Here is a 24243-nt window from a genome sequence, read left to right on the forward strand (position 1 = left end):
CCACAGATACGAAGAACAGAGGAAAGCACGATGGGAAAAATCACCGGCTTCATGGAGCATGAGCGCATCGAAGAGGGCTACAAGCCTGTCGAAGAGCGCGTCAAGCACTACAAGGAATTCGTCGTCGGCCTGAACACCGACCAGGCCAAGGTGCAGGGCGCACGCTGCATGGACTGCGGCACGCCGTTCTGCAACAGCGGCTGCCCGGTCAACAACATCATTCCGGACTTCAACGACCTCGTGTACCGCGACGACTGGCAGAACGCCTTCGCGGTGCTCGACTCGACCAACAACTTCCCCGAGTTCACCGGCCGCATCTGCCCCGCGCCCTGCGAGGCCGCCTGCGTGCTCAACGTGAACGACGACGCGGTCGGCATCAAGTCGCTGGAACACGCGATCATCGACCGCGCCTGGGACGAAGGCTGGGTGGCGCCGCGCGTCGCCAAGCACAAGACCGGCAAGAAGGTCGCCGTGGTGGGCTCCGGCCCGGCCGGCATGGCCGCCGCGCAGCAACTGGCGCGCGCCGGCCACGACGTCATGTTGTTCGAGAAGAACGACCGTGTCGGTGGCCTGCTGCGCTACGGCATTCCCGACTTCAAGATGGAGAAGTCGCACATCGACCGCCGCGTCGAGCAGATGAAGGCCGAAGGCGTGACCTTCCGCACCGGCGTGATGGTCGGTGCTGCGAAAGACCCGCTGGGCAAGGGCTCCAAGGTGACCAACCTGGCCAAGGAAACCGTCACGCCCGAGCAGCTGCAGAAAGACTTCGACGCCGTGGTGCTCACCGGCGGCGCCGAGCAGTCGCGCGACCTGCCGGTGCCCGGCCGCGATCTCGACGGCATCCACTTCGCGATGGAGTTCCTGCCGCAGCAGAACCGCGTCAACGCAGGCGACAAGGTCAAGGGCCAGCTGCGCGCCGAAGGCAAGCACGTCATCGTCATCGGCGGCGGCGACACCGGCTCCGACTGCGTGGGCACCAGCAACCGCCACGGCGCCGTGAGCGTCACGCAGTTCGAACTGATGCCGCAACCGCCGGAAGAAGAGAACCGCCCGCTGACCTGGCCCTACTGGCCGATCAAGCTGCGCACCAGCTCCAGCCACGAAGAAGGCTGCGAGCGCGAGTTCGCCATCTCGACCAAGGAGTTCATCGGCGAGAAGGGCAAGGTCACCGGCCTGAAGACCGTGCGCGTCGAGTGGAAGGACGGCAAGATGCAGGAAGTGCCCGGCAGCGAGCAGATCCTCAAGGCCGACCTGGTGCTGCTGGCGATGGGCTTCATCAGCCCCGTGGCCACCGTGCTCGACGCCTTCGGTGTCGAGAAGGACGCCCGCGGCAACGCGCGTGCCACGGTCGACTTCATCGGCGGCTATGCCACCAATGTGCCCAAGGTGTTCGCCGCAGGTGACATTCGCCGCGGCCAATCGCTGGTGGTGTGGGCAATTCGCGAGGGCCGTCAAGCGGCGCGTTCGGTCGACGAATTTTTGATGGGATTCAGCGACTTACCGCGCTGATTTTTGTTTCATTTGAAGCGGCGCCGTTCGCGGCCCCGTTATCATCCGCGGAAACCGCATGCCGGGATGCCTGAGAAGGCGCCCGGCTTTTTTATTGAGATGGACCCAGCCACACCCACGTCTTCCTCCTTCGTCGAATTCCGCGATGTCACGTTCGGCTACGGCGCGCGCGCGATCCTCGACGGCGTGTCGTTTTCCGTGCCGCGCGGCAAGGTGACGGCGTTGATGGGGGCATCGGGTGGCGGCAAGACCACCGTGCTGCGCCTCATCGGCGGTCAGCAGCGCGCCCAACGCGGCGAGGTGCTGTTCGACGGGAAGGATGTCGGCCACTTCGATGTCGCGACGCTGTATGCGGCGCGGCGCCGCATGGGCATGCTGTTCCAGTTCGGTGCGCTGTTCACCGACATCAGTGTGTTCGACAACGTGGCCTTTCCGTTGCGCGAGCACACGCAGCTGTCGGAAGCGCTGGTGCGCGACATCGTGCTCATGAAGCTGGATGCCGTCGGCCTGCGCGGCGCACGCGACCTGATGCCCAGCGAGGTGTCGGGCGGCATGGCGCGGCGCGTGGCGCTGGCGCGCGCGATCGCGCTCGACCCCGACCTCGTGATGTACGACGAACCCTTCGCGGGGCTCGACCCGATCTCGCTGGGCACGGCCGCGCGGCTGATCCGCCAGCTCAACGATGCGCTCGGCCTCACCAGCATCATCGTGTCGCACGACCTCGAGGAAACCTTCCGCATCGCGGACCACGTGATCATCCTGGCCAACGGCGGCATCGCCGCGCAGGGTCGGCCCGACGAGGTGCGCGAGAGCGTCGATCCGCTGGTGCACCAGTTCGTCAATGCACTGCCTGACGGGCCGGTGCGCTTCCATTACCCGGGCGTCAGCATCGAAGACGACTTCGGCAATGGCGAAGGAGGGCGCTCATGACCTGGTGGAAGCCCGCCGACGTCGGCTTTGCCGTGCGCAGCCAACTGGCCGACATGGGCCATGCGGCCAAGCTGTTCCTGCGCCTGCTCGGTCCGGGCGCGCAGATCATGCGGCGCTTCGGGCTGGTGCGTGACCAGATCCATTTCCTGGGCAACTACTCGCTCGCCATCATCGGCGTGTCGGGTCTGTTCGTGGGCTTCGTGCTCGGGCTGCAGATGTACTACGCACTGCAGCGCTACGGCTCGTCCGAAGCGCTCGGCCTGCTGGTCGCGCTGAGCCTCGTGCGCGAACTCGGTCCCGTGGTGGCGGCCCTGCTGTTCACCGGCCGGGCCGGCACCTCGCTGACGGCCGAGATCGGCCTCATGAAAGCCAACGAGCAGTTGAGCGCCATGGAAATGATGGCGGTCGACCCGGTGCAGCGCATCCTCGCGCCGCGCTTCTGGGCCGGCGTCATCACCATGCCGCTGCTGGCGGCCGTGTTCAGCGCGGTCGGCATCATGGGCGGCTATGTCGTGGGCGTGCTCATGCTGGGCGTCGACCCGGGCGCGTTCTGGGGCCAGATGCAAGGCGGCGTTGATGTCTGGCGCGACGTCGGCAACGGCGTCATCAAGAGCATCGTGTTCGGTTTCACCGTGACCTTCGTCGCGTTGCTGCAGGGCTTCGAGGCCCAGCCGACGCCCGAGGGCGTGTCGCGCGCGACCACGCGCACCGTGGTGATGGCGTCGCTGGCGGTCTTGGGGCTCGATTTCCTGCTCACCGCCATGATGTTCAGTATCTAAAGGGCCCCTGGCTCCATCGTTCTAGAGAGTGCAAACCATGCAACGTTCCACCAACGACATCTGGGTCGGCCTGTTCGTGCTGATCGGCGGCGCCGCCTTGCTGTTCCTGGCGCTGCAGTCGGCCAACCTGCTGAGCCTGAACTTCCAGAAGACCTACACGGTCACCGCGCGTTTCGACAACATCGGCGGGCTCAAGCCCCAGACCGCGGTCAAGAGCGCTGGCGTGGTGGTCGGTCGTGTGGAATCCATCGCGTTCAACGACAAGGCCTTTCAGGCCGATGTGACGCTGGCGCTGCAAAACCGTTACAGTTTTCCCAAGGACAGCTCGCTCAAGATCCTGACCAGTGGCCTGCTCGGCGAGCAGTACATCGGCATCGAGGCGGGCGCCGAGGAAAAGAACCTGCAAGCCGGCGACACCATCACCGCGACCCAATCGGCCGTGGTGCTGGAGAACCTGATCAGCCAGTTCCTGTACAGCAAGGCCGCCGAGGGGAATACGGCGCCGGGAACAGCCAACAAGAAATGACCACACGACTTTTTTCGTCGACTGCTATTAAAAGTGTAGCTAGCTCCGCCCGTTGGGCCACCGCCACCGTCGGTTTCGCCCTCGTGGCCGGATGCGCCACCGGATCCGGCGCGAGCCCGACCGACCCTTTCGAGCCGTACAACCGCGGCATGACGCGCTTCAACGACACCGTCGACGAGGCCGTGCTGGAGCCCGTGGCCACCGCCTACCAGAACGTGGTGCCCTCGCTGGTGCGCCAGGGCGTGACCAACTTCTTCAGCAACCTCGGTGACATCTGGAGTCTGGCCAACAACGTGGCCCAGCTCAAGCTGCAGAACAGCGCCGAGACCTTCATGCGGCTGAACGTCAACACCTTCTTCGGCCTGGGCGGCCTGCTCGACGTCGCCTCCGAGGCGCGCCTGCCGCGCCACGAGGAAGACTTCGGCCAGACGCTGGGCTACTGGGGCGTGGGCGCCGGTCCGTACGTCGTGCTGCCGCTGCTCGGCCCTTCCACGCTGCGCGACACGATCGCCCGGCCGCTCGACATGTACGGCGACGCGCAGGGCCATATCCACGACATCGCCTGGCGCAATTCGCTGGCGGGCCTGCGTGTCGTGGACACCCGCTCGCGCTACCTGGGGGCCACCCGCCTGCTCGACGAAGCTGCGCTCGACAAGTACTCGTTCACGCGCGATGCGTTCCTGCAGCGCCGCCGCAACCAGGTTTACGACGGCAACCCGCCGGACGACGACAACGCCGGCAAGTGACGGCAAAAGGGGGCGGACGGGGTGGTCCTGCTTGCATCCGGTTGCAAGGCTTCACCTCCGCTTCAGGAACCCGGTCGGCCTGGCGCCTGTCGAAACCGTTCCTGTCTCAGCACGGAGCCATTGGCTGCACCGTGCAGGGAAGACAATTCAACCTGAGGGACTCACCATGAACAACAAGATCTTGCTGCAACGACGCGACATGGGCCGCCTGGCATTGGCCGGCGCGCTGCTGTTCGGCGCTGCCACCGCCTTCGTGCATCAGAGCGCATTCGCGGCCGACGAAGCCCCCGACGCGCTCGTCAAGCGCCTGTCGACCGACGTGCTCGAGACCATCAAGGCCGATTCGTCGATCAAGGCCGGTGACATCAACAAGATCATGCTGCTGGTCGACAGCAAGATCATGCCCAACGTCAACTTCCAGCGCATGACCGCCTCGGCCGTCGGCCCGGCCTGGCGCCAGGCCACGCCCGAGCAGCAAAAGCGCCTGCAGGACGAGTTCAAGACCCTGCTCGTGCGCACCTACGCCGGCGCGCTCGACCAGGTGAGCGACCAGACCGTCACCATCCGCCCGTTCCGCGGCGCCCCCACCGACACCGACGTGCTCGTGCGCACCGAGGTCAAGGGTCGCGGCGACCCGGTGCAGCTGGACTACCGCCTCGAAAAGACGCCGGGGCAGGGCGCCGGCTGGAAGGTCTACAACCTGAATGTGCTGGGCGTGTGGCTGGTCGACACCTACCGCACCCAGTTCGCGCAGGAAATCAACAAGAGCGGCATCGATGGCCTGATTGCCGCGCTGGCCGCGCGCAACAAGGGCAACGGCAAGGGCTGACGGGCGCACGCCATGCTGGTCCTTCCCTCCCGACTCACCCACGACGAGGCTCCTGCCTGCATGCGCATGCTGCAGCAGGGGCTCAAGGGCCAGACCGACTCGACCTCCACCGTGGTCGACGCCACGGCACTGGCCCAGTTCGATTCCTCCGCGCTGGCGGTGCTGCTCGAGTGCCGGCGCGAATCCAGCGCGCTGGGCCGGGGGTTTTCGGTCAAGGGCCTGTCGCCGCGCCTGCGCGAACTGGCCGCGCTGTACGGCATCGCGGGCCTTTTGCCCGCTGCGCCCTGACCCCCTAGCGCGTGCGTGGCACCGCTGCGGTCAGCAGCGAGAGCGCCTTGTTCAGGGTCGAGGTCGCGAATCGCTCCCCCTTGGAGTGGCCGATGCGCACGACGACGAGATCGTGCGACGGAATCACGAGCACGAACTGGCCCCCTGCGCCGAGCATGTAGTAGGCCGTCGTCGGCGCCGCCAGTGCCCCCGTTCCATTGATCCAGAAGAATCCCCCGTAGATGGGGCGCTGGTCTGCGGCCCAGGCCGGTGCGGCCGTGCTCACGAAATTGACGAACCCCTCGGGGAGAATGCGCTCCCCGTTCCACACGCCGTCCTGCAGGTAGAGATTGGCCAGCCGGGCCCAATCGCGGGCCGACATGAAGTCGTAGCCTTGCGTGAGGAAGTTGCCGTAGGGATCGGTCTCGATCACCATGGAGCGGATGCCGATCTTGTCGAAGATGGCGCGCTGCGGGAACGAGAGGTACTCCTCGCCGCGCTTCTCGACCGCAAGGCGGACCAGGTAGTTGGCAAGCACCGGATCGGTGTTGCGGTAGCGGCCCACCGTGTTGGGCGGCCATTGCTGCGGTCGGGTCGCGGCGTAGTTGAATGCGTTGATCCGGCCCGTGTAGTAGTAGATGTGATCGGGGTAGGTGCCGTTGGGGTCAAAGTCCGGATCGTCCGGGGCCTTGATGCGCAGCCCGCTGGACATGCGCAGGATGTCGGCAATGCGGATCTGCTGGCGGCCGTCGCCGGCACCTTGCCATTCAGGAATCGGCGCGGGCTGGTCGAGCTTGTACACGCCCTGCTTGATCAGCACGCCCATCATCGTGGCCACGACGCTCTTGCCCATCGACCATGACTCGAGCGGCGTGGTCGCGTTGATGCCGCTCATGTAGCGCTCGCCGATGAGCCGCCCCTTGTGCGTGACCACGAAGGCCGCGGTGTAGGCCTCCGTGGTTTCGAAGGCGGCGCCGATGGCCTGGTTCACCTTGGCCATGTCGACGTCGGCGGGCGGCGGGTCGTTCGGCAGCACATCGCCCATGGGCCAGGGCACGGTCGTGGGGTCGGCCAGCGCGCTCTTGACATTGACGGGTGTGAAGAAAACGTCGTCCTTGCCGGGCGGCAGCGTGATGCAACCCTGCGATCCGAAGTGGCGGGCCACCAGCGTCGGGCCGCCGTTGGGCATCGTGATGCGGACCTCCTTCTTGGTGCGGTCGACCACCGGCGCACCCACCTTCTTGCGCTGTTCGTACGGCCCCGTGAAATACCCGATGGTTTCGGCGGCGACTGCAGGATCGAGTCCGGTGATGAAGACCGCCGAGCACATGGCCTTGGCATAGCCGGACGTGTTGTGCTCCAGCACATCGCCGGGTGGTGGCACGTAGGGCGTGTCCAGCTCCAGGCACTTGGCGCGCGCAATGAGTGCATCGCGGGCTGGCAGCTGGGCCGAACCGGCAGATGAAGTGCAAGGTTGGGCGGTGCCGCCCCCTGCGCCAGCGCCTGCGCCGCCGCCGACAAGGGCGATGCCGCCACCTCCGCCGCCACCACCACCTCCGCCCCCGCAAGCAGTCAGCACCATCGCCAGGAGCAGGGCGGCAACGGTTGGGAGGGGGCTGCGGGTCAAACACTTCATTGGCGTTCCTCGCGATGGGCGGTTGCGGTGCGCAGAATCGGCACCGGCGGGATTGTGGGTGAACTCCGGGCCGATGCCTAGCGCGGCCGGCTCCCCGCGTTCACCCCTGAGCAGCGCCGAAAAACCCATCGCCCGTAAAATCGCGGGCTCCCATGCCCGCGATCTCATTCCAGTCGGTCTCCAAGACCTACCCTCCCTCCCGTCAGCAACGCGCCCAAGGCAAGCAGGGGCTGCGTGCGGTCGACGAGGTTTCCTTCCAGATCGAGCCGGGCGAGTTCTTCGGCCTGCTCGGCCCCAACGGCGCGGGCAAGACCACCCTGATCAGCATGCTGGCGGGCCTGTCGCGGCCCACGGCGGGCGCGATCAGCGTGCACGGCTTCGACGTGCAGCGCGACTACGCCGAAGCCCGGCGCCAGCTCGGCATCGTGCCGCAGGAGCTGGTGTTCGACCCCTTCTTCAACGTGCGCGAGTCGCTGCGCATCCAGTCGGGCTACTTCGGCATCAAGAACAACGAGGCCTGGATCGACGAGCTGCTGCAGAGCCTGGGCCTGGCCGACAAGGCCACGGCCAACATGCGCCAGCTCTCGGGCGGCATGAAGCGCCGCGTGCTGGTGGCGCAGGCGCTGGTGCACAAGCCGCCGGTCATCGTGCTCGACGAGCCCACGGCCGGTGTCGACGTCGAATTGCGCCAGACGCTCTGGCAGTTCGTCGCCAAGCTCAACAAGCAGGGCAGCACCGTGCTGCTCACCACCCACTACCTCGAAGAGGCCGAGGCGCTGTGCAGCCGCATCGCGATGCTCAAGCTCGGCAAGGTGATCGCCCTGGACCGCACCAGCGAGCTGCTGAAGTCGGCCGCGAGCAACGTGCTGCGCTTCAAGACCGACGCCATGCTGCCCTGGGCCATCGCCCAGCACGCGCGCATCACCGGGCGCATCGTGCAGCTGCCGGCGCAGAACGCGCATGAAGTCGAACAACTGCTGGCCGCGATCCGCGAAGCCGGCGTCGCGGTGGAAGACGTGGAAATGCGCAAGGCCGACCTGGAAGACGTGTTCATCGACCTGATGGCGGGCGAGCAGACGCCGCTGGAGGTGTCGCGATGATGGCCGTCACGGGGTGGCGCGCGCTTCTGTACAAGGAAACGCTGCGCTTCTGGAAGGTCGGCTTCCAGACCGTCGGTGCGCCGGTGCTCACCGCGCTGCTGTACCTCATGGTGTTCGGCCATGTGCTCGAAGGCCGCGTGACGGTCTACGGCACCGTGGGCTACACCGCTTTCCTGATTCCCGGCCTCGTGATGATGAGCGTGCTGCAGAACGCGTTCGCGAACAGCTCGTCCTCGATCATCCAGAGCAAGATCATGGGCAACCTCGTGTTCGTGCTGCTCACGCCGCTGTCGCACTGGGGCTGGTTCTTCGCCTACGTGGGCTCCTCGGTGATCCGCGGGCTGGCGGTGGGCGTGGGCGTGTTCGCCGTGACCGTCTTCTTCGCCGTGCCGAGCTTCGTGGCGCCGGTGTGGATCCTGGTGTTCGCGCTGCTGGGCTCGGCCATGTTGGGCACGCTCGGCCTCATCGCCGGGCTCTGGGCCGAGAAGTTCGACCAGATGGCCGTGTTCCAGAACTTCCTGATCATGCCCATGACCTTCCTGTCGGGCGTGTTCTATTCGATCGGCTCGCTGCCGCCGTTCTGGCAGAGCGTGAGCCATCTGAACCCCTTCTTCTACATGATCGACGGCTTCCGCTACGGCTTCTTCGGGGTGAGCGACGCTTCGCCCTGGCTGAGCTTCGGCATCGTCGGTTCCGCCTGGCTGGTGGTGAGCGCCATCGCTGTCCACCTGCTGCGCATCGGCTACAAAATCCGCGGCTGACCGCGACTTCCAAGACCCCATGACCGCTGACGAACTCCAAGCCATCATCGCTGCCCATCTGCCGTGCGAGCACATCACGCTCGAGGGCGACGGCCGACATTGGTACGCGACCATCGTCTCGGCCGAATTCGAGGGCAAGCGCGCCATCCAGCGCCACCAGCGGGTCTACGCCACCCTCGGTGCGAAAATGCACACCGACGAGGTGCATGCGCTCTCGATGAAGACCTATACGCCGGCCGAATGGGCCGCCGTGGACAAATGACTTTCCGGCCCCTGCGGGCCTCCTGATTTCGCTGGATCCTTCATGGACAAACTTCTGATTCGCGGCGGGCGTGAGCTTCGCGGCGAAGTGCTCATTTCCGGCGCCAAGAACGCCGCGCTGCCCGAGCTGTGCGCGGCGCTGCTGACCGACCAGCCCGTGGTGCTGCACAACGTGCCGCGCCTGCAGGACGTGTCGACCATGCTCAAGCTGGTGCGCAACATGGGCGTGACGGCCGAGGCCGACGACAACGGCACCGTGCGCCTGAACGCCGGTGAGCTCGGCAATCCCGAGGCCCCCTACGAACTGGTGAAAACCATGCGCGCCTCGGTGCTGGCGCTGGGCCCGCTGCTGGCGCGCTTCGGCCACGCCAAGGTGTCGCTGCCCGGGGGCTGCGCCATCGGCTCGCGGCCGGTCGACCAGCACATCAAGGGCCTGCAGGCGATGGGCGCCGAGATCGTGGTCGAGCACGGCTACATGGTCGCGCGCCTGCCCGAAGGGCGCACGCGGCTGAAGGGCGCGCGCATCCTGACCGACATGGTCACCGTCACCGGCACCGAGAACTTCCTCATGGCCGCCGCGCTGGCCGAGGGCGAGACGCTGCTCGAGAACGCCGCGCAGGAGCCCGAGATCGTCGACCTGGCCGAAATGCTGATCCGCATGGGCGCGAAGATCGAAGGCCACGGCACCAGCCACATCCGCATCCAGGGCGTCGAGAAGCTGCACGGCTGCGAGCACGCCGTGGTGGCCGACCGCATCGAGGCCGGCACCTTCCTGTGCGCCGTGGCGGCCACGGGCGGCGAGGCCTTCCTGCGCCATGCGCGCGGCGACCACCTCGACGCCGTGATCGACAAGCTGCGCGACGCCGGCTGCACTGTCGTGACAGAGCCCGACGGCATCCGCATCGGCTCGCAGGGCCCCGCGTACGACCACCTGAAGGCGCAGAGCTTCAGTACCACCGAATACCCCGGCTTCCCCACCGACATGCAGGCCCAGTTCATGGCCCTGAACGTGATCGCGCGCGGCGCCTCGATGGTCACCGAGACCATCTTCGAGAACCGCTTCATGCACGTGAACGAGATGGTGCGCCTGGGCGCGCGCATCCACGTCGAGGGCAAGGTCGCGATGGTCGAGGGCGTGCAACAGCTCTCGGGCGCCACCGTGATGGCCACCGACCTGCGCGCCTCCGCCAGCCTCGTCATCGCCGGCCTCGTGGCCGAGGGCGAGACGCTGGTCGACCGCATCTACCACCTCGACCGGGGCTACGACCGCATGGAATCGAAACTGCGCGGCCTTGGTGCCGACATTGAACGCGTGACGGGAGCCGCCGCATGATCACCCTGGCTCTTTCCAAAGGCCGCATCTTCGAAGAGACGATGCCCCTGCTGGCCGCCGCCGGCATCGAGGTCACCGAAGACCCCGAGAAATCGCGCAAGCTGATTCTTGAAACCACCCGCCCCGACGTGCGCGTGGTGCTGGTGCGTGCCTCCGACGTGCCCACCTACGTGCAGTACGGCGGCGCCGACCTGGGCGTGACCGGCCTGGACGTGCTGCTCGAGCACGGCAACCAGGGCCTGTACCAACCGCTGGACCTGCGCATCGCGGCCTGCCGCCTCAGCGTGGCCGTGCGCGCCGACTACGACTACGCCTCGGCCGTGAAGCAGGGCTCGCGCCTGCGCGTGGCCACCAAGTACGTGGGCCTGGCGCGCGACTTCTTCGCCAGCAAGGGCGTGCACGTCGACCTGATCAAGCTCTACGGCAGCATGGAGCTGGCGCCGCTCACGGGCCTGGCCGACGCCATCGTCGACCTGGTCTCGACCGGCAACACCCTCAAGGCCAACCACCTCGTCGAGGTGGAGCGCATCATGGACATCAGCGCCCGGCTGGTCGTCAACCAGGCCGCGCTCAAGCTCAAGCGCGAACCCATCCGCCGCATCATCGACGCCTTCGCGTCCGCCATTCCCTCCGCCTGAACCTCAAACCCATGACTCTGCAAGCAGCCCCCGCCCGACTGTCCACGAACTCAGCCAGCTTCGACGCTGAATTCAAGGCGCGGCTGCATTGGTCCGCGGACGCGGACGCGGCGATCGAGAAGGTGGTGGCCGACATCCTGGCCGACGTGCAAAAGCGCGGCGACGAGGCGGTGCTGGAGTACACCAACCGCTTCGACAAGCTCGACGCCAAGACGCTGCCCGAGCTCGAACTCACGCAGGCCGAGCTGAAGGCCGCGTTCGAGGGCCTCCCCGCCGCGCAGCGCGACGCGCTCGAAGCCGCCGCGCGCCGCGTGCGCAGCTACCACGAGGCGCAGAAGAAGGCCTCCGGCGAAAGCTGGAGCTACCGCGACGCCGACGGCACGCTGCTCGGCCAGAAGGTCACGCCGCTGGACCGCGTCGGCATCTACGTGCCGGGCGGCAAGGCCGCCTACCCGTCGAGCGTGCTGATGAACGCCATTCCCGCGCACGTCGCGGGTGTGGGCGAGATCATCATGGTCGTGCCCACGCCGAAGGGCGAGAAGAACCAGCTCGTGCTCGCCGCCGCCTACGTGGCCGGCGTGACGCGCGGCTTCACCGTCGGCGGTGCGCAGGCCGTGGCCGCGCTGGCCTACGGCACGGCCACCATCCCGGCCTGCGACAAGATCACCGGCCCCGGCAACGCCTACGTGGCCGCCGCCAAGCGCCGCGTCTTCGGCACCGTGGGCATCGACATGATCGCGGGCCCGAGCGAAATCCTGGTGCTGGCCGACGGCTCCACGCCGCCCGACTGGGTGGCCATGGACCTGTTCAGCCAGGCCGAGCACGACGAGTTGGCGCAAAGCATCCTGCTGTGCCCCGACGTCGCCTACATCGACCGCGTGCAAGCCGAGATCGACCGCCTGCTGCCCACCATGCCGCGCGCCGAGATCATCGCCGCCTCGCTCAACGGCCGCGGCGCGCTGATCCACACGAAGAGCATGGAAGAGGCTTGCGAGATCAGCAACCGCATCGCCCCCGAACACCTGGAAGTCAGCAGCAGCGAACCGCACCGCTGGGAGCCGCTGCTGCGCCACGCCGGCGCGATCTTCCTGGGCAACTTCACCAGCGAGAGCCTGGGCGATTACTGCGCCGGCCCGAACCACGTGCTGCCGACCAGCGGCACCGCGCGCTTCTCGAGCCCGCTGGGCGTGTACGACTTCCAGAAGCGCTCCAGCCTCATCGAGGTGAGCGAGGCCGGCGCGCAGGTGCTGGGCCCGATCGCCGTCACGCTGGCCGAAGGCGAGGGCCTGCAGGCGCACGCCGAAGCCGCGCGCATGCGCCTGCGTAAGATCTGAGGCTCCAACAACCCCGCTTCAGGGAGGAGCACGCCAGATGATTCAACGCCTCTATCGTTCGCGATTTTTCCGCTTCGCCACCGGCCTCGTTGCAGGTGCCGCCTTGCTGGCCGCCTGCACCCAGATGCCGCAGAACCGCGCCGAAACGACGGCGATGGCGGCCACGTCCAGTGCTGCAAAGCCCGCACCGGCGCCGGCCCAGCTCGGCACGCAATGGGGCGAGGGCATCGAGTCGAAGACCCGCACCGTCGCCGCCAAGCGCCTGTCCGACCAGCCCGACGACGTGGCCTCGATCGGCTACAACGACGCGGCCAGCGTGCGCCGCGATACGGGCAGCAACCCCGAGCGCCGGCTGAACCTGCAGCTGGCCCAGGGCGACATCGAATGGTCGGTGCTCGACGAGAACGACCGCCCGCTGCCGTTGCAGCGCGCACGTCGAAGCGGCAACGACATGTTCCGCCTCGCCGGCGTCGAAGGCGCGCGCTACACGCTGCGCTTTCGCAACCTCAGCGACCGCAGCTACGAGGTGATCGCCACCGTCGACGGCCTGGACGTGCTCAATGGCAAGCCTGGCAGCCTGCGCAACGGCGGCTACGTGCTGCGCCCGCAGCAGACGCTCAACATCGAAGGCTTCCGCAAGAGCCAGAGCGAAGTGGCCGCCTTCCGTTTCGCCACGCCGGGCCGTGCCTATGCCGCGAACACCGAGGCTGGCGACGTGCGCAACATCGGCGTGATCGGCGCCGCGCTGTTCGAGCTCGAAGAGCCGAACGCCCCGCGCCGCACCCGTCGCGACGCCTCGCCGTCGCAGCCCAGCGCCTTCCCGGCCGACGGCGCGTATGCGCCGCCGCCGCGCTACCGCAAGTAAGCCAGCGAGGCCATGCAACGCGCCGCCGTCCTGCTGTTGCCGCGCCTGCCGGCGCTGCTGCTCGCCCTGGCGGCCGGTGCGATCGGCGCCGGCGCGCAGGCCATGAGCATCCGCGAGCTGCGCACCCTCGAAGCCGGCGAGAAAGACGGCAAGGCCTACGCCAGCTACTACCTCGTCGGCGTGCTCGAAGGCCTGCGCGAGGGCGTCGAGTCGTCGCAGCGCAACGGCCAGGTGCCGCCGTTCTGCATCGAGGGCCGCCGCCTCGAACCCTCGATGGCCCGTTCGCTCTACCAGACCGAGTTGAGCCGCAACGCCGACAGCTACGAAGCCGACATGCCCGTGCAACTGGTCATGGCCGGCGCCCTCCGCAACAGCTACCGCTGCACCCGATGACCGTTTCCGATTCCTCCGCCTCCGACAACCGTCTGCCGCTCGACCGCATCCGCGCCGACGTGCGCGCCATGCACGCCTACGCGGTGCAGGACGCGCGCGGCTTCCTCAAGCTCGACGCGATGGAGAACCCCTACGGCCTGCCGCCCGCGCTGCAGGCCGAACTGGGCGCGCGCCTGGGCGCGCTGGCGCTCAACCGCTACCCCGGCGACCGCGGCGCCGACCTGCAGCGCGCGCTGGCCGCGCACGCAGGCCTGCCCGAAGGCTTCGGGCTGATGCTGGGCAACGGCTCGGACGAACTGATCTCGCTGCTGGGCATCGCCTGCGACCAGCCCGGCGCCGCGGTGCTGGCGCCCGTGCCCGGCTTCGTCATGTACGCGATGAGCGCCCAGCTGCAGGGCCTGCGCTTCGTCGGCGTGCCGCTGACGGCCGATTTCGAACTCGACGAAGCCGCCATGCTGGCCGCCATCGCGCGCGAGAAGCCGGCCATCGTCTACCTCGCCTACCCGAACAACCCGACCGCCAACCTCTGGGACGACGCCGTCATCGAGAAGATCGTGCAGGCCCAGGGCGCGCAGGGCGGCCTGGTGGTGATCGACGAGGCCTACCAGCCCTTTGCCGCCCGCAGCTACATCGACCGGCTCGCGAACCACCGCCACGTGCTGCTGATGCGCACCCTGAGCAAGTTCGGCCTGGCCGGCATCCGCCTGGGCTACCTCATGGGCCCCGCCGCGCTGGTCGCCGAGATCGACAAGGTGCGCCCGCCCTACAACATCAGCGTGCTCAACTGCGAGGCCGCGCTGTTCGCGCTGGAGCACGCGGCGGTGTTCGAGGCCCAGGCGCGCCAGATCCGCGAAGGGCGCGACCAGCTCATGGCCGCGCTGGCCCGGCTGCCGGGCGTGAAGACCTGGCCCAGCGACGCCAACATGATCCTGCTGCGCGTGCCCGATGCCACCCGTACCTTCGAGGGCATGAAGGCCCGCGGGGTGCTGGTGAAGAACGTTTCTAAAATGCATGAACTGCTCGCCAACTGCCTGCGCCTCACCGTCGGAACGGCCGACGAGAACGCGCAGATGCTGGCGGCGCTCGAAGCCTCACTATGACCACCCCCACGACCCCGGGCAGCACCGATCGCATCGCGACGGTCACCCGCCACACCGCCGAGACGAAGATCACGGTCAGCGTCAACCTCGACGGCACCGGCAAGGCCAAGCTCTCCACGGGCATCGGCTTTTTCGATCACATGCTCGACCAGATCGCCCGCCACGGGCTGATCGATCTGGACATCGACTGCGAGGGCGACCTGCACATCGACGGCCACCACACCGTGGAAGACGTGGGCATCACGCTCGGCCAGGCCGTGGCCAAGGCCATCGGCGACAAGAAGGGCATCCGACGCTACGGCCATGCCTACGTGCCGCTCGACGAGGCGCTGAGCCGCGTCGTCATCGACTTCTCGGGCCGTCCGGGCCTCGTGATGCACGTGCCCTTCACCAGCGGGATGATCGGCACCTTCGACAGCCAGCTCACCTACGAGTTCTTCCAGGGCTTCGTGAACCACGCCTTCGTCACGCTGCACATCGACAACCTGAAGGGCGTGAACGCGCACCACCAGTGCGAAACGGTGTTCAAGGCCTTCGCGCGCGCCATGCGCGGCGCGCTGGAGCTCGATCCGCGCTCCGTCGGCGTCATTCCCTCGACCAAAGGTTCGCTCTGAAACTCCCCGGCGAACAGCTATGAAATCTGTAGCAAAGAATTCCGTCGCGGTCGTCGACTACGGCATGGGCAACCTGCACTCCGTGTCGCAGGCCGTGCGCCATGCGGCCGACCAGGTGGGCGTGGAGGTGTTCGTCACCTCCGACCCGGACGTGGTGCGCAAGGCCACCCGCGTGGTGCTGCCGGGGCAGGGCGCCATGCCCGACTGCATGCGCGAACTGCGCGACTCGGGCCTGCTCGAATCGGTGCTCGAAGCCGCGGCCAGCAAGCCGCTCTTCGGCGTGTGCGTGGGCATGCAGATGCTGCTGTCGCGCAGCGACGAAGGCCCGACCGACGGCCTGGGGCTCATTCCCGGCGAGGTCGTCAAGTTCGACCTGGCCGGTCGCCTGCAGCCCGACGGCAGCCGCTTCAAGGTGCCGCAGATGGGCTGGAACCAGGTGCGCCAGGCCCAGCCGCACGCGGTGTGGGCGGGCATTCCCGACCAGAGCTACTTCTATTTCGTGCACAGCTTCTACGCGTGCCCGGCGGATGCCCGGCACAGCGTGGGCGAGGCCGATTACGGGGCATGCTTTACCGCGGCCATCGCACGCGATAACATTTTTGCCACCCAGTTCCACCCGGAGAAGAGTGCGGACCATGGGCTGCAGCTGTATCGCAACTTCCTCCACTGGAATCCCTGACCTTATATTCCCGCCCGGGCCGCACCGTTCGCAGCCCGGCTTTCGCACACTCGCGTCACTTCCATGCTCCTCATTCCCGCCATTGATCTCAAAGACGGCCACTGCGTTCGCCTCAAGCAGGGCGACATGGACCAGTCCACCATCTTCAGCGAAGACCCCGCCGCCATGGCCCGCAAATGGGTCGAGGCCGGCGCCCGTCGGCTGCACCTGGTCGATCTGAATGGCGCCTTCGCCGGCAAGCCGCAGAACCACGCGGCGATCAAGGCGATCCTGAAGGAAGTCGGCGACGACATCCCGGTGCAGCTGGGCGGCGGCATCCGCGACCTGGACACCATCGAGCGCTACATCGACGACGGCCTGCGCTACGTGATCATCGGCACCGCCGCGGTCAAGAACCCCGGCTTCCTGAAGGACGCCTGCAGCGCCTTCGGCGGCCACATCATCGTGGGGCTCGATGCCAAGGACGGCAAGGTCGCCACCGACGGCTGGAGCAAGCTCACGGGCCACGAAGTGGCCGACCTGGGCAAGAAGTTCGAGGACTACGGCGTCGAATCGATCATCTACACCGACATCGGCCGCGACGGCATGCTCTCGGGCATCAACATCGACGCCACCGTCAAGCTCGCGCAGGCGCTGACCATCCCCGTGATCGCTTCGGGGGGCCTCTCGAACATGGCCGACATCGACCAGCTCTGCGCGGTCGAATCCGAAGGCGTCGAGGGCGTGATCTGCGGCCGCGCCATCTACTCGGGCGACCTCGACTTCGCCGCCGCCCAGGCGCGCGCGGACGAGCTGGCCGGCGCCTGACGCCTTTGCCGTAGCGGCGCGTGCTCTCCGCGCTCGCCATTGCCAACTACCGCTCGCTGCGCCAGCTGACGGTGCCGCTGGGCCGCCTCACGGTGGTCACCGGCGCCAACGGCAGCGGCAAGTCGAGCGTGTACCGCGCGATGCGGCTGCTGGCCGACATCGCCAACGGCGGCGTGATCCGCTCGCTGGTGCGCGAAGGCGGGCTGTCTTCCACGCTGTGGGCCGGGCCCGAGCGCTTTTCGGCGGCCATGCTGCGCGGCGAACAGCCGGTGCAGGGCACCACGCGCAGCGAGCCGGTGGCGCTGAAGCTGGGCTTCGCCGGCGCCGAGGCCGACGATTTCGGCTACGCCATCGACATCGGCCTGCCGCCGCCGGTCCCGTCCTCGGCCTTCTCGCACGACCCGCAGATCAAGCACGAGGCGATCTGGAGCGGCCCGCTGCTGCGCCCCTCCACGCACCTGGTCGACCGCAAGGGCGCCGCGCTGCGCCTGCGTGACGGCAAGGGCTGGCAGGCCGTCGGCCGGCCGATCCCGGCCTTCGCCAGCATGATGACCGAGCACGCCGACCCGCGCGACGCGCCCGAGATGCTCACGCTGCGCGAGCAGATGCGCTCCTGGCGCTTCTATGACCACTTCCGCTCCGATGCCGACGCCCCGGCGCGTCAGCCGCAACTGGGCACCTACACGCCTGTGCTGGCGAACGATGGGGCCGATCTGGCCGCGGCCCTGCAGACCGTCCGCGAGATCGGCGACGGCGAGGCGCTCGACAGCGCCGTGGACGACGCCTTTCCGGGCGCCCGCATCGAGGTGCAGGCGAACGGCGACCGCTTCGAGACGCTGATGCACCAGCACGGCCTGCTGCGGCCCCTGACGGCCGCCGAGCTGTCGGACGGCACCCTGCGCTACCTGCTGTGGATCGCGGCGCTGCTGACGCCCCGTCCGCCCGCGCTGCTGGTGCTCAACGAGCCCGAGACCAGCCTGCACCCCGACCTGCTGCCGGCGCTGGGCCGCCTCATCGCGCAGGCCGCGCGGTCGTCGCAGGTGATCGTGGTGTCGCACGCGGCGCGCCTGATCGCCGCCCTGGACGACAGCGACGGCCTGCAGCCGGTGGTGCTCGAAAAGCGCTTCGGCGAGACCCGCATCGCGAACCTCGACATGAGCGAGATCCCGCGCTGGGAGTGGCCCGCGCGGTAGAGAAGGGCAGGCGGGCCTACTCGGCCTTCACCGCCATCGTCTGGATGATCGTTTCCAGCTGCGCGCTCATTGGCAGGTTGAGGCTTTCCCCCGAAGGCAGCTTGCGCATGAACCAGCGCTTGTACTGGCGGTGGATCTCGCCGTCTTCCGCCAGCACCTGGAAGGTGTCGACCACCACCTTGTTGAGCTGCGGGTCGCCCTTGCGGTACATGACCGCGTAGGGGTCGTAGGAAAGGAAGTCGCCCACCACCTCGTACTGCGCCTTGGCGGCGTCGCGGGCGATCAGGCCGTAGAGCAGCACGTCGTCGGTGGCGAAGGCGTCGGCCTGGCCTTCTTTCACGAGCGCGAAGGACTCGGCATGGTCGCGCGCCACCTTCAGCTCGATGTTGAGCTTGAACTTCTGCGACAGGTCGCGCAGCGTCTTCTCGTTGGTGGTGCCGGCCGTCACCGCCACCTTCTTGCCGGCCAGGTCGCGGAACGACTGGATCGGCGCGCCCTTCTTCACCAGCACCTTGGTGCCCGAGACGAACATCGTCGGCGAGAAGGCCACGCGCTTCTGGCGCTCGAGGTTGCTGGTGGTGGAGCCGCACTCGAGGTCGACCTGGCCGCTGACGACCGCGTCGATGCGCGAGTCGGAGGTGACGGGCACCCACTTGATCGTGAGGCTCTTGTTGACCGTGTCCTCGATGGCCGTGACGAGCGCGCGGCACAGCTCGATGGAATAGCCGATCGGCTCCTTGCGCGCATTGAGGTACGAAAAGGGCACCGAGGCCTCGCGGTGGCCGATGGCGATGGTGCCGCTCTCGCGCACCTTGGACAGCGTGCCGGTGAGGAGCTCCTGCGCCTGCGCGGGGCCGGCCGGCAAGGCCAGGGCCACGGCCGCCAGCAGCCATGCGGCGACGGCGGAGGGCAGCGTGGCGATGCGCGTCATGGCGTGGCGCCTCACGCGTGCGCCGGGTGGGCGAGGGTGGCCGCGGCTTCCTCGTCGAGCACCTTGGCGTTGGCCTCGGCATCGCTCTCGGACAGCAGCTCGCCCTCCCATTTGGCGACCACGGCCGTGGCGATGGAGTTGCCCACCGCGTTGGTGGCCGAGCGGCCCATGTCCAGGAAGGTGTCCACGCCCAGGATCAGCAGCAGGCCGGCCTCGGGAATGTCGAAGTGGTTCAGCGTGGCGGCGATCACCACCAGCGAGGCGCGCGGCACGCCGGCCATGCCCTTGGAGGTGAGCATCAGGATCAGCAGCATGGTGATCTGCGTGCTGATCGGCATGTGGATGTCGTAAGCCTGTGCGATGAACAGCACGGCGAAGGTGCAGTACATCATCGAGCCGTCGAGGTTGAACGAGTAGCCCATCGGCATCACGAAGCTGGAGATCTTGCGCTTCACGCCGAAACGGTCGAGCGCCTGCAGGATCTTCGGGTAGGCGGCTTCGGAGCTCGCCGTAGCGAACGACAGCAGGAACGCCTCCTTGATGAGCACCAGCAGCTTGAACACGCGCGGCCCCAGGAACAGCAGGCCGGCCATGATCAGCACGCCCCACAGCACGAACAGGCCCAGGTAGAAGTCGCGCATGAACACGGCGAACTTGACGAGAATGCCCAGCCCGTTCACGGCCACGGTGGCGGCCATGGCCGCCAGCACCGCCAGCGGCGCGAGCTTCATGACGTAGCCCGTGATCTTGAGCATGGCGTGCGACAGCTCCTCGATGGCGGCCACCAGCGTCTTGGCCTTGTCGCCGAGCGAGGCCAGCGCCACGCCGAAGAACATCGAGAACACCACGATCTGCAGGATCTCGTTGTTGGCCATCGCCTCCACGAACGACTTGGGCACCGTGTGGCTCACGAAGTCCTTGAAGGTGAACTTGTTGGTCGCCAGGTTGGCCGAGGCGCCGATGTCGGGCAGCGGCAGGCCCAGGTTTTCGCCGGGCTTGAGCAGGTTGGCCATGACCAGGCCGATGACCAGCGAGATCAGCGAGGCGGTGAGAAACCAGCCGATGGCCTTGCCGAACACGCGGCCCACCGACTTGGCGTCGCCCATGTGCGCGATGCCCACCACCAGCGTGGAGAACACCAGCGGGCCGATCAGCATCTTGATCAGGCGCAGGAAGACGTCGGAGACGATGGAGACGTAGTCCGCGATCTCCTTGGCGGCCTTCTTGTCGGGAAAGCTGGTGAAGATCATGTAACCGACGATGATGCCGAGCACCATGGCGATCAGGATCCAGGCGGCCATGGGCAGCTTTTTCTTCATGCGTATCCCCTTTGTCGTGTGAGAGTGGTTCTTTTCGAGTGCACGGGACCGACTCGGCACAGGGTATCCAAGAAAGGCGGATGCACGCAATGGCCCGCTGTCAGGATGCGGCGGCTGCCTACAATTCCTCACATGGATATCCGCTCGATCGAGTTTCGAGGCCAGCCGGCGTTGCACGCCGTGGCGGCCGATGGCAGCACGCTGACGGTGGCGCTGCATGGCGCCCAGGTGCTTTCCTGGGCCCCGGCCCGCGGTGGGGAGCGACTGTATCTGAGTCCGAAGGCCGTTTTTGACGGCCAAACTGCCATCCGCGGCGGCATTCCCCTGTGCTGCCCCCAGTTCAACCAGCGCGGCATGCTCCCCAAGCATGGCTTCATGCGCAATCTGCCTTGGATTCGCGAGGAATCGGGCGCGCCCGACACGCTGCGGCTGGTGCTGCGCGACGACGACGCCACCCGCCGGCTCTGGCCACATGCCTTCGAGGCGCGGATGGACGCCACGCTCGCCGCTGGCCGGCTGCGCACCGCGCTCACCCTGACCAACACCGGCGACGCACCCTGGCCGTTTTCGGCCGCGCTGCACACCTACCTGCGCGTGGACGACATCGCCGCCGTGCGCCTCGAAGGCCTGCAGGGCGCCGCCCGCTGGGACGCGGTGCGCGACGTGCGCCAGACCGAATCGGCCGCCGCGCTGCAGTTCGACGCCGAGTTCGACAGCGTCTACACCGCCCCGGCGCAGCCGCTGCGGCTGGTGCAGCCCGGCGGCACGCTCGAAATCACCCAGAGCGAAACCTGCACCGAAACCGTGGTCTGGAACCCCGGTGCCGCGCTCGGTGCGACACTCGCGGACATGCCCCCAGAGGGCTTCCGCCACATGCTCTGCGTCGAGGCGGCCCGCATCGACGAACCCGTCGTGCTGGCGCCCGGCGCCCAATGGCAGGGCTGGCAACAGCTTTGCGTTCTCTGACCGACTGATTTCTCCTGGTTCACCACCCCATGCTTGCCAAACGCATCATTCCCTGCCTCGACGTCACCGGCGGCCGCGTCGTCAAGGGCGTCAATTTTCTCGAGCTGCGCGATGCCGGCGACCCGGTCGAGATCGCCGCGCGCTACAACGCGCAGGGCGCCGACGAACTCACCTTCTTGGACATCACGGCCACCAGCGACGGCCGCGACTTGATCCTGCCGATCATCGAGGCGGTGGCCTCGCAGGTCTTCATTCCGCTGACCGTGGGCGGCGGCGTGCGCACCGTGGCCGACGTGCGCCGGCTGCTCAACGCGGGCGCCGACAAGACCAGCTTCAACTCGGCCGCCATCGCCGATCCGCAGGTGATCAGCGACGCGGCCCAGAAGTACGGCTCGCAGTGCATCGTGGTCGCCATCGACGCCAAGCGCCGCAGCCCCGAAGACGCCGCCACGCGCGGCGCGGGCTGGGACGTGTACAGCCACGGCGGGCGCAAGAACACCGGCCTGGACGTGGTGCAGTGGGCGACCGAAATGGCGCGCCGCGGCGCGGGCGAGATCCTGCTCACGAGCATGGACCGCGACGGCACCAAGAGCGGCTTCGACCTGGCCCTGACGCGCGCCGTGAGCGACGCGGTCAACGTGCCCGTGATCGCCTCGGGCGGCGTCGGCAGCCTCGACGACCTGGCCGACGGCATCCAGAAGGGCGGCGCCGACGCGGTGCTGGCCGCGAGCATCTTCCACTACGGCGAGCACACCGTGGGCGAGGCCAAGGCGCGCATGGCCGAGCGCGGGATCCCCGTGCGCATCGACGCCTGAGCGGGACCGGAAGGGTCTTTTCCTATCCTTGACAATATCCCCATGAATTGGCTCGATGAAGTGAAGTGGGACGCGAACGGGTTGGTTCCCGTGATCGCCCAGGAACAAGGCACGAACGACGTGCTCATGTTCGCGTGGATGAACCGCGAGGCGCTCGAAAAGACCGCCGAGCTGGGCCGCGCGGTGTATTTCAGCCGCTCGCGCAGCAAGCTGTGGTTCAAGGGCGAGGAGTCGGGCCACGTGCAGACCGTGCACGAGATCCGCCTCGACTGCGACAACGACGTGGTGCTGCTCAAGGTGACCCAGCTCGGCCACGAGCCCGGCATTGCCTGCCACACCGGCCGCCACAGCTGCTTCTTCAGCAAGTACGAAAAGGGCCAGTGGACCGTGGTCGAACCGGTCTTGAAAGACCCGGAGTCGATCTACAAATGAGCGCCACAGTGAACGATTCGAACACCTCCGACGCGCTCGCCCGCCTGGCCGCGGTGCTCGAGAGCCGCCTGCCCGCGAACGGCGGCGACCCCGAGAAGAGCTACGTCGCCCGGCTGCTGCACAAGGGCCCCGATGCCTTCCTCAAGAAGATCGGCGAGGAAGCCACCGAGGTCGTGATGGCCGCCAAGGACGCCGACCACGGCGGCGACCGCTCGAAAATAGTGAACGAAGTGGCCGACCTGTGGTTCCACACCATGGTGGCGCTGGCCCACTACGGTTTCTCGCCAGCCGACGTGGTCGCGGAGCTCGAGCGCCGCGAAGGCACCAGCGGCATCGAGGAAAAAGCCCTGCGCAAGGTGCAGGCCCGCGAAGCTTCCAACGACTGAATGATCGATTGAAAGGGCATCGACCATGGCCAATGACATCGTGAACGTGGAACCCGACGACTCCCTCAAGACCTGGGGCTGGGTCAGCTACGTGCTGCACCTGATCGTGGCCATCGGCGCGGTCGTGCCGGGCGCACAGGCCTCCGTGCTGCTGCTGCTCATCGCCCTGCTGATCGATTTCGTGAAGCGCGACGACGCGGCCGGCACCTGGCAGGCCTCGCACTTCAGCTGGCGCATCCGCTCGGTGCTGTGGGCCGGCCTGCTGTACATCGTCACCTCGTGGCTCTGGCTGCTGCTGTTCGTGCCGGGCTGGATCGCCTGGAGCCTGATTTCGCTGTGGTTCCTCTACCGGATCGTGAAGGGCATGATCCGGATGAACGACGGCCGTCCCATGGAACCCAAAGATGTCATCTGATCCGAACTGCGTCTTCTGCAAAATCATCGAAGGCAAGATCCCCTCGCGCAAGGTCTACGAAGACGATGACCTGTTCGGTTTCCACGACATCGCACCCTGGGCGCCCGTGCATTTCATGCTGGTGCCCAAGAAACACATCGCCTCGATGGCGCAGCTGACGCCCGAGGATTCGGCGCTCATGGGCAAGATCATGACCCTGGCCCCCCAGCTGGCGCTGGAGCAGGGCTGCAGGCCCTATCCGGACGGCGGCTATCGCGTCGTCGTGAACACCGGCGCCGAGGGCGGGCAGGAGGTTCACCATCTCCATGTGCACGTCATGGGCGGCCCCCGGCCCTGGCTTCGCGGCTGAGCAGGGTTAAGCCAAACTGTCACATTCCCCCCGACTAAAATCGGACACATTCTTAGGAGTTCTCCATGGGTTCTTTTTCCATCTGGCACTGGCTGATCGTGCTGCTCGTCGTGGTCATGATCTTCGGCACCAAGAAGCTGCGGAACATGGGTTCGGATCTCGGTGGCGCCGTCAAGGGTTTCAAGGACGGCATGAAGGACGGCTCGGCCTCCCCTGACGCCTCCGCTGCACCGGCCCCCACGCAGCAAGTGACCGGCCAGCCGGCCAACAGCGACAAGTCGACGATCGACGTCGAAGCGCGCCAGAAGTCCTGAGCACCGCAGGCACACA

30 protein-coding genes are annotated in these 24243 nt (G+C 67.4%); 27 read left to right on the forward strand and 3 right to left on the reverse strand.

What is annotated here, in order from left to right; genetic code table 11:
• Positions 1–30: 30 nt before the first annotated feature.
• The 7 genes from AC07OX_RS27440 (at position 31) to AC07OX_RS27470 (ending at position 5607) form a co-directional block, all read left to right on the forward strand.
• Positions 31–1509 (forward strand): glutamate synthase subunit beta, encoded by a 1479-nt coding sequence (locus AC07OX_RS27440; protein ID WP_495262620.1) that lies wholly within the window; start codon positions 31–33, stop codon positions 1507–1509.
• A gap of 66 nt (positions 1510–1575) precedes the next feature.
• The gene (locus tag AC07OX_RS27445; protein ID WP_070059938.1) at positions 1576–2439 is read left to right on the forward strand and encodes an ABC transporter ATP-binding protein; all 864 of its coding nucleotides are present in this window, start codon (positions 1576–1578) and stop codon (positions 2437–2439) included.
• Positions 2436–3218, forward strand: a complete 783-nt coding sequence (gene mlaE / locus AC07OX_RS27450; protein WP_062471733.1) for a lipid asymmetry maintenance ABC transporter permease subunit MlaE — start codon at positions 2436–2438, stop codon at positions 3216–3218. Before AC07OX_RS27445 ends, mlaE begins: the two co-directional genes overlap by 4 nt.
• A 37-nt stretch (positions 3219–3255) precedes the next feature.
• Complete coding sequence (gene mlaD, locus AC07OX_RS27455) at positions 3256–3744, forward strand: outer membrane lipid asymmetry maintenance protein MlaD (RefSeq protein ID WP_062471729.1); 489 nt, start codon at positions 3256–3258, stop codon at positions 3742–3744.
• Positions 3741–4490, forward strand: coding sequence for an MlaA family lipoprotein (locus AC07OX_RS27460; RefSeq protein ID WP_070059937.1), 750 nt, complete (start codon positions 3741–3743; stop codon positions 4488–4490). The genes mlaD and AC07OX_RS27460 overlap by 4 nt, the downstream gene beginning before the upstream one ends.
• Before the next feature lie 166 nt (positions 4491–4656).
• Positions 4657–5319 carry an MlaC/ttg2D family ABC transporter substrate-binding protein gene (locus AC07OX_RS27465; RefSeq protein WP_070059936.1) on the forward strand — a complete coding sequence of 221 codons (663 nt, stop codon included), beginning with the start codon at positions 4657–4659 and terminating at the stop codon, positions 5317–5319.
• 12 nt (positions 5320–5331) lie between these two features.
• A complete protein-coding gene (locus tag AC07OX_RS27470) occupies positions 5332–5607 on the forward strand; it encodes an STAS domain-containing protein (protein ID WP_119554261.1) in 276 nt (91 codons plus the stop codon).
• Between the two features lie 4 nt (positions 5608–5611).
• On the opposite strand, the gene AC07OX_RS27475 is transcribed toward AC07OX_RS27470, so the two are convergent.
• The gene (locus AC07OX_RS27475) at positions 5612–7222 is read right to left on the reverse strand and encodes a serine hydrolase domain-containing protein (protein ID WP_495262619.1); all 1611 of its coding nucleotides are present in this window, start codon (positions 7220–7222) and stop codon (positions 5612–5614) included.
• Positions 7223–7374: 152 nt separating this feature from the next.
• Between AC07OX_RS27475 and AC07OX_RS27480 the strand changes: the two genes are divergently transcribed.
• The 13 genes from AC07OX_RS27480 to AC07OX_RS27540 all read left to right on the forward strand — a co-directional run bounded on the left by AC07OX_RS27480 (position 7375) and on the right by AC07OX_RS27540 (position 18300).
• A complete protein-coding gene (locus AC07OX_RS27480; protein ID WP_070059934.1) occupies positions 7375–8322 on the forward strand; it encodes an ABC transporter ATP-binding protein in 948 nt (315 codons plus the stop codon).
• Positions 8319–9083 (forward strand): ABC transporter permease, encoded by a 765-nt coding sequence (locus tag AC07OX_RS27485; protein ID WP_070059933.1) that lies wholly within the window; start codon positions 8319–8321, stop codon positions 9081–9083. The genes AC07OX_RS27480 and AC07OX_RS27485 overlap by 4 nt, the downstream gene beginning before the upstream one ends.
• A gap of 19 nt (positions 9084–9102) precedes the next feature.
• The gene (locus AC07OX_RS27490) at positions 9103–9345 is read left to right on the forward strand and encodes a BolA family protein (RefSeq protein WP_062471708.1); all 243 of its coding nucleotides are present in this window, start codon (positions 9103–9105) and stop codon (positions 9343–9345) included.
• Positions 9346–9387: 42 nt separating this feature from the next.
• On the forward strand, positions 9388–10677 hold the full coding sequence (gene murA / locus AC07OX_RS27495; RefSeq protein ID WP_062471705.1) for a UDP-N-acetylglucosamine 1-carboxyvinyltransferase: 1290 nt from the start codon (positions 9388–9390) through the stop codon (positions 10675–10677).
• Positions 10674–11315, forward strand: coding sequence for an ATP phosphoribosyltransferase (hisG, locus tag AC07OX_RS27500; RefSeq protein WP_095949879.1), 642 nt, complete (start codon positions 10674–10676; stop codon positions 11313–11315). The genes murA and hisG overlap by 4 nt, the downstream gene beginning before the upstream one ends.
• Positions 11316–11326: 11 nt before the next feature.
• Positions 11327–12649, forward strand: coding sequence for a histidinol dehydrogenase (gene hisD, locus AC07OX_RS27505; RefSeq protein WP_495262618.1), 1323 nt, complete (start codon positions 11327–11329; stop codon positions 12647–12649).
• A 37-nt stretch (positions 12650–12686) separates the two neighbouring features.
• A complete protein-coding gene (locus tag AC07OX_RS27510) occupies positions 12687–13514 on the forward strand; it encodes a hypothetical protein (protein WP_495262617.1) in 828 nt (275 codons plus the stop codon).
• A gap of 12 nt (positions 13515–13526) precedes the next feature.
• A complete protein-coding gene (locus tag AC07OX_RS27515) occupies positions 13527–13907 on the forward strand; it encodes a hypothetical protein (protein ID WP_492734067.1) in 381 nt (126 codons plus the stop codon).
• Positions 13904–15007: a histidinol-phosphate transaminase gene (hisC, locus tag AC07OX_RS27520; protein ID WP_495262616.1), complete on the forward strand. Its 1104-nt coding sequence runs from the start codon at positions 13904–13906 to the stop codon at positions 15005–15007. The genes AC07OX_RS27515 and hisC overlap by 4 nt, the downstream gene beginning before the upstream one ends.
• Complete coding sequence (hisB, locus tag AC07OX_RS27525) at positions 15004–15621, forward strand: imidazoleglycerol-phosphate dehydratase HisB (RefSeq protein ID WP_062471688.1); 618 nt, start codon at positions 15004–15006, stop codon at positions 15619–15621. The genes hisC and hisB overlap by 4 nt, the downstream gene beginning before the upstream one ends.
• A 19-nt stretch (positions 15622–15640) precedes the next feature.
• The gene (hisH, locus tag AC07OX_RS27530; RefSeq protein WP_307695396.1) at positions 15641–16300 is read left to right on the forward strand and encodes an imidazole glycerol phosphate synthase subunit HisH; all 660 of its coding nucleotides are present in this window, start codon (positions 15641–15643) and stop codon (positions 16298–16300) included.
• A gap of 63 nt (positions 16301–16363) precedes the next feature.
• The gene (gene hisA, locus AC07OX_RS27535) at positions 16364–17107 is read left to right on the forward strand and encodes a 1-(5-phosphoribosyl)-5-[(5-phosphoribosylamino)methylideneamino]imidazole-4-carboxamide isomerase (RefSeq protein WP_062471681.1); all 744 of its coding nucleotides are present in this window, start codon (positions 16364–16366) and stop codon (positions 17105–17107) included.
• Between the two features lie 20 nt (positions 17108–17127).
• A complete protein-coding gene (locus tag AC07OX_RS27540; protein ID WP_495262615.1) occupies positions 17128–18300 on the forward strand; it encodes an AAA family ATPase in 1173 nt (390 codons plus the stop codon).
• Between the two features lie 16 nt (positions 18301–18316).
• Here the strand turns inward: AC07OX_RS27540 and AC07OX_RS27545 are convergent, their stop codons facing one another.
• Together AC07OX_RS27545 and AC07OX_RS27550 are read right to left on the reverse strand one after the other, a co-directional pair.
• Positions 18317–19231, reverse strand: coding sequence for an amino acid ABC transporter substrate-binding protein (locus tag AC07OX_RS27545; RefSeq protein ID WP_495262614.1), 915 nt, complete (start codon positions 19229–19231; stop codon positions 18317–18319).
• A gap of 11 nt (positions 19232–19242) precedes the next feature.
• Entirely contained in the window at positions 19243–20550 is a 1308-nt protein-coding gene (locus AC07OX_RS27550) for a dicarboxylate/amino acid:cation symporter (protein ID WP_070059926.1), read from the reverse strand.
• A 132-nt stretch (positions 20551–20682) separates the two neighbouring features.
• On the opposite strand from AC07OX_RS27550, the gene AC07OX_RS27555 reads away from it, so the two are divergent.
• From AC07OX_RS27555 to tatA, 7 genes are all read left to right on the forward strand, one after another.
• Positions 20683–21516, forward strand: coding sequence for a D-hexose-6-phosphate mutarotase (locus AC07OX_RS27555; protein ID WP_139701049.1), 834 nt, complete (start codon positions 20683–20685; stop codon positions 21514–21516).
• Between the two features lie 29 nt (positions 21517–21545).
• Positions 21546–22331 (forward strand): imidazole glycerol phosphate synthase subunit HisF, encoded by a 786-nt coding sequence (hisF, locus tag AC07OX_RS27560; protein WP_095743770.1) that lies wholly within the window; start codon positions 21546–21548, stop codon positions 22329–22331.
• Between the two features lie 42 nt (positions 22332–22373).
• Complete coding sequence (gene hisI, locus AC07OX_RS27565) at positions 22374–22763, forward strand: phosphoribosyl-AMP cyclohydrolase (RefSeq protein ID WP_095743771.1); 390 nt, start codon at positions 22374–22376, stop codon at positions 22761–22763.
• On the forward strand, positions 22760–23149 hold the full coding sequence (locus AC07OX_RS27570) for a phosphoribosyl-ATP diphosphatase (RefSeq protein ID WP_139701050.1): 390 nt from the start codon (positions 22760–22762) through the stop codon (positions 23147–23149). The genes hisI and AC07OX_RS27570 overlap by 4 nt, the downstream gene beginning before the upstream one ends.
• A gap of 25 nt (positions 23150–23174) precedes the next feature.
• Positions 23175–23564 carry a DUF4870 family protein gene (locus AC07OX_RS27575; RefSeq protein WP_056572726.1) on the forward strand — a complete coding sequence of 130 codons (390 nt, stop codon included), beginning with the start codon at positions 23175–23177 and terminating at the stop codon, positions 23562–23564.
• Positions 23554–23913, forward strand: coding sequence for a histidine triad nucleotide-binding protein (locus tag AC07OX_RS27580; RefSeq protein ID WP_062471658.1), 360 nt, complete (start codon positions 23554–23556; stop codon positions 23911–23913). The genes AC07OX_RS27575 and AC07OX_RS27580 overlap by 11 nt, the downstream gene beginning before the upstream one ends.
• A 65-nt stretch (positions 23914–23978) precedes the next feature.
• The gene (tatA, locus tag AC07OX_RS27585) at positions 23979–24227 is read left to right on the forward strand and encodes a Sec-independent protein translocase subunit TatA (RefSeq protein ID WP_070059921.1); all 249 of its coding nucleotides are present in this window, start codon (positions 23979–23981) and stop codon (positions 24225–24227) included.
• Positions 24228–24243: the final 16 nt, after the last annotated feature.

The sequence above is a fragment of the Variovorax sp. GW821-FHT09D07 genome, from assembly GCF_059416345.1.

What these genes read in the sequence shown, in the direction of transcription:
- AC07OX_RS27440 (WP_495262620.1), top strand. Translation starts at nt 31, where the DNA reads ATGGGAAAAATCACCGGCTTCATGGAGCATGAGCGCATCGAAGAGGGC.
- AC07OX_RS27445 (WP_070059938.1), top strand. Translation starts at nt 1,576, where the DNA reads ATGCCTGAGAAGGCGCCCGGCTTTTTTATTGAGATGGACCCAGCCACA.
- mlaE (WP_062471733.1), top strand. Translation starts at nt 2,436, where the DNA reads ATGACCTGGTGGAAGCCCGCCGACGTCGGCTTTGCCGTGCGCAGCCAA.
- mlaD (WP_062471729.1), top strand. Translation starts at nt 3,256, where the DNA reads ATGCAACGTTCCACCAACGACATCTGGGTCGGCCTGTTCGTGCTGATC.
- AC07OX_RS27460 (WP_070059937.1), top strand. Translation starts at nt 3,741, where the DNA reads ATGACCACACGACTTTTTTCGTCGACTGCTATTAAAAGTGTAGCTAGC.
- AC07OX_RS27465 (WP_070059936.1), top strand. Translation starts at nt 4,657, where the DNA reads ATGAACAACAAGATCTTGCTGCAACGACGCGACATGGGCCGCCTGGCA.
- AC07OX_RS27470 (WP_119554261.1), top strand. Translation starts at nt 5,332, where the DNA reads ATGCTGGTCCTTCCCTCCCGACTCACCCACGACGAGGCTCCTGCCTGC.
- AC07OX_RS27475 (WP_495262619.1), bottom strand. Translation starts at nt 7,222, where the DNA reads ATGAAGTGTTTGACCCGCAGCCCCCTCCCAACCGTTGCCGCCCTGCTC.
- AC07OX_RS27480 (WP_070059934.1), top strand. Translation starts at nt 7,375, where the DNA reads ATGCCCGCGATCTCATTCCAGTCGGTCTCCAAGACCTACCCTCCCTCC.
- AC07OX_RS27485 (WP_070059933.1), top strand. Translation starts at nt 8,319, where the DNA reads ATGATGGCCGTCACGGGGTGGCGCGCGCTTCTGTACAAGGAAACGCTG.
- AC07OX_RS27490 (WP_062471708.1), top strand. Translation starts at nt 9,103, where the DNA reads ATGACCGCTGACGAACTCCAAGCCATCATCGCTGCCCATCTGCCGTGC.
- murA (WP_062471705.1), top strand. Translation starts at nt 9,388, where the DNA reads ATGGACAAACTTCTGATTCGCGGCGGGCGTGAGCTTCGCGGCGAAGTG.
- hisG (WP_095949879.1), top strand. Translation starts at nt 10,674, where the DNA reads ATGATCACCCTGGCTCTTTCCAAAGGCCGCATCTTCGAAGAGACGATG.
- hisD (WP_495262618.1), top strand. Translation starts at nt 11,327, where the DNA reads ATGACTCTGCAAGCAGCCCCCGCCCGACTGTCCACGAACTCAGCCAGC.
- AC07OX_RS27510 (WP_495262617.1), top strand. Translation starts at nt 12,687, where the DNA reads ATGATTCAACGCCTCTATCGTTCGCGATTTTTCCGCTTCGCCACCGGC.
- AC07OX_RS27515 (WP_492734067.1), top strand. Translation starts at nt 13,527, where the DNA reads ATGCAACGCGCCGCCGTCCTGCTGTTGCCGCGCCTGCCGGCGCTGCTG.
- hisC (WP_495262616.1), top strand. Translation starts at nt 13,904, where the DNA reads ATGACCGTTTCCGATTCCTCCGCCTCCGACAACCGTCTGCCGCTCGAC.
- hisB (WP_062471688.1), top strand. Translation starts at nt 15,004, where the DNA reads ATGACCACCCCCACGACCCCGGGCAGCACCGATCGCATCGCGACGGTC.
- hisH (WP_307695396.1), top strand. Translation starts at nt 15,641, where the DNA reads ATGAAATCTGTAGCAAAGAATTCCGTCGCGGTCGTCGACTACGGCATG.
- hisA (WP_062471681.1), top strand. Translation starts at nt 16,364, where the DNA reads ATGCTCCTCATTCCCGCCATTGATCTCAAAGACGGCCACTGCGTTCGC.
- AC07OX_RS27545 (WP_495262614.1), bottom strand. Translation starts at nt 19,231, where the DNA reads ATGACGCGCATCGCCACGCTGCCCTCCGCCGTCGCCGCATGGCTGCTG.
- AC07OX_RS27550 (WP_070059926.1), bottom strand. Translation starts at nt 20,550, where the DNA reads ATGAAGAAAAAGCTGCCCATGGCCGCCTGGATCCTGATCGCCATGGTG.
- AC07OX_RS27555 (WP_139701049.1), top strand. Translation starts at nt 20,683, where the DNA reads ATGGATATCCGCTCGATCGAGTTTCGAGGCCAGCCGGCGTTGCACGCC.
- hisF (WP_095743770.1), top strand. Translation starts at nt 21,546, where the DNA reads ATGCTTGCCAAACGCATCATTCCCTGCCTCGACGTCACCGGCGGCCGC.
- hisI (WP_095743771.1), top strand. Translation starts at nt 22,374, where the DNA reads ATGAATTGGCTCGATGAAGTGAAGTGGGACGCGAACGGGTTGGTTCCC.
- AC07OX_RS27570 (WP_139701050.1), top strand. Translation starts at nt 22,760, where the DNA reads ATGAGCGCCACAGTGAACGATTCGAACACCTCCGACGCGCTCGCCCGC.
- AC07OX_RS27575 (WP_056572726.1), top strand. Translation starts at nt 23,175, where the DNA reads ATGGCCAATGACATCGTGAACGTGGAACCCGACGACTCCCTCAAGACC.
- AC07OX_RS27580 (WP_062471658.1), top strand. Translation starts at nt 23,554, where the DNA reads ATGTCATCTGATCCGAACTGCGTCTTCTGCAAAATCATCGAAGGCAAG.
- tatA (WP_070059921.1), top strand. Translation starts at nt 23,979, where the DNA reads ATGGGTTCTTTTTCCATCTGGCACTGGCTGATCGTGCTGCTCGTCGTG.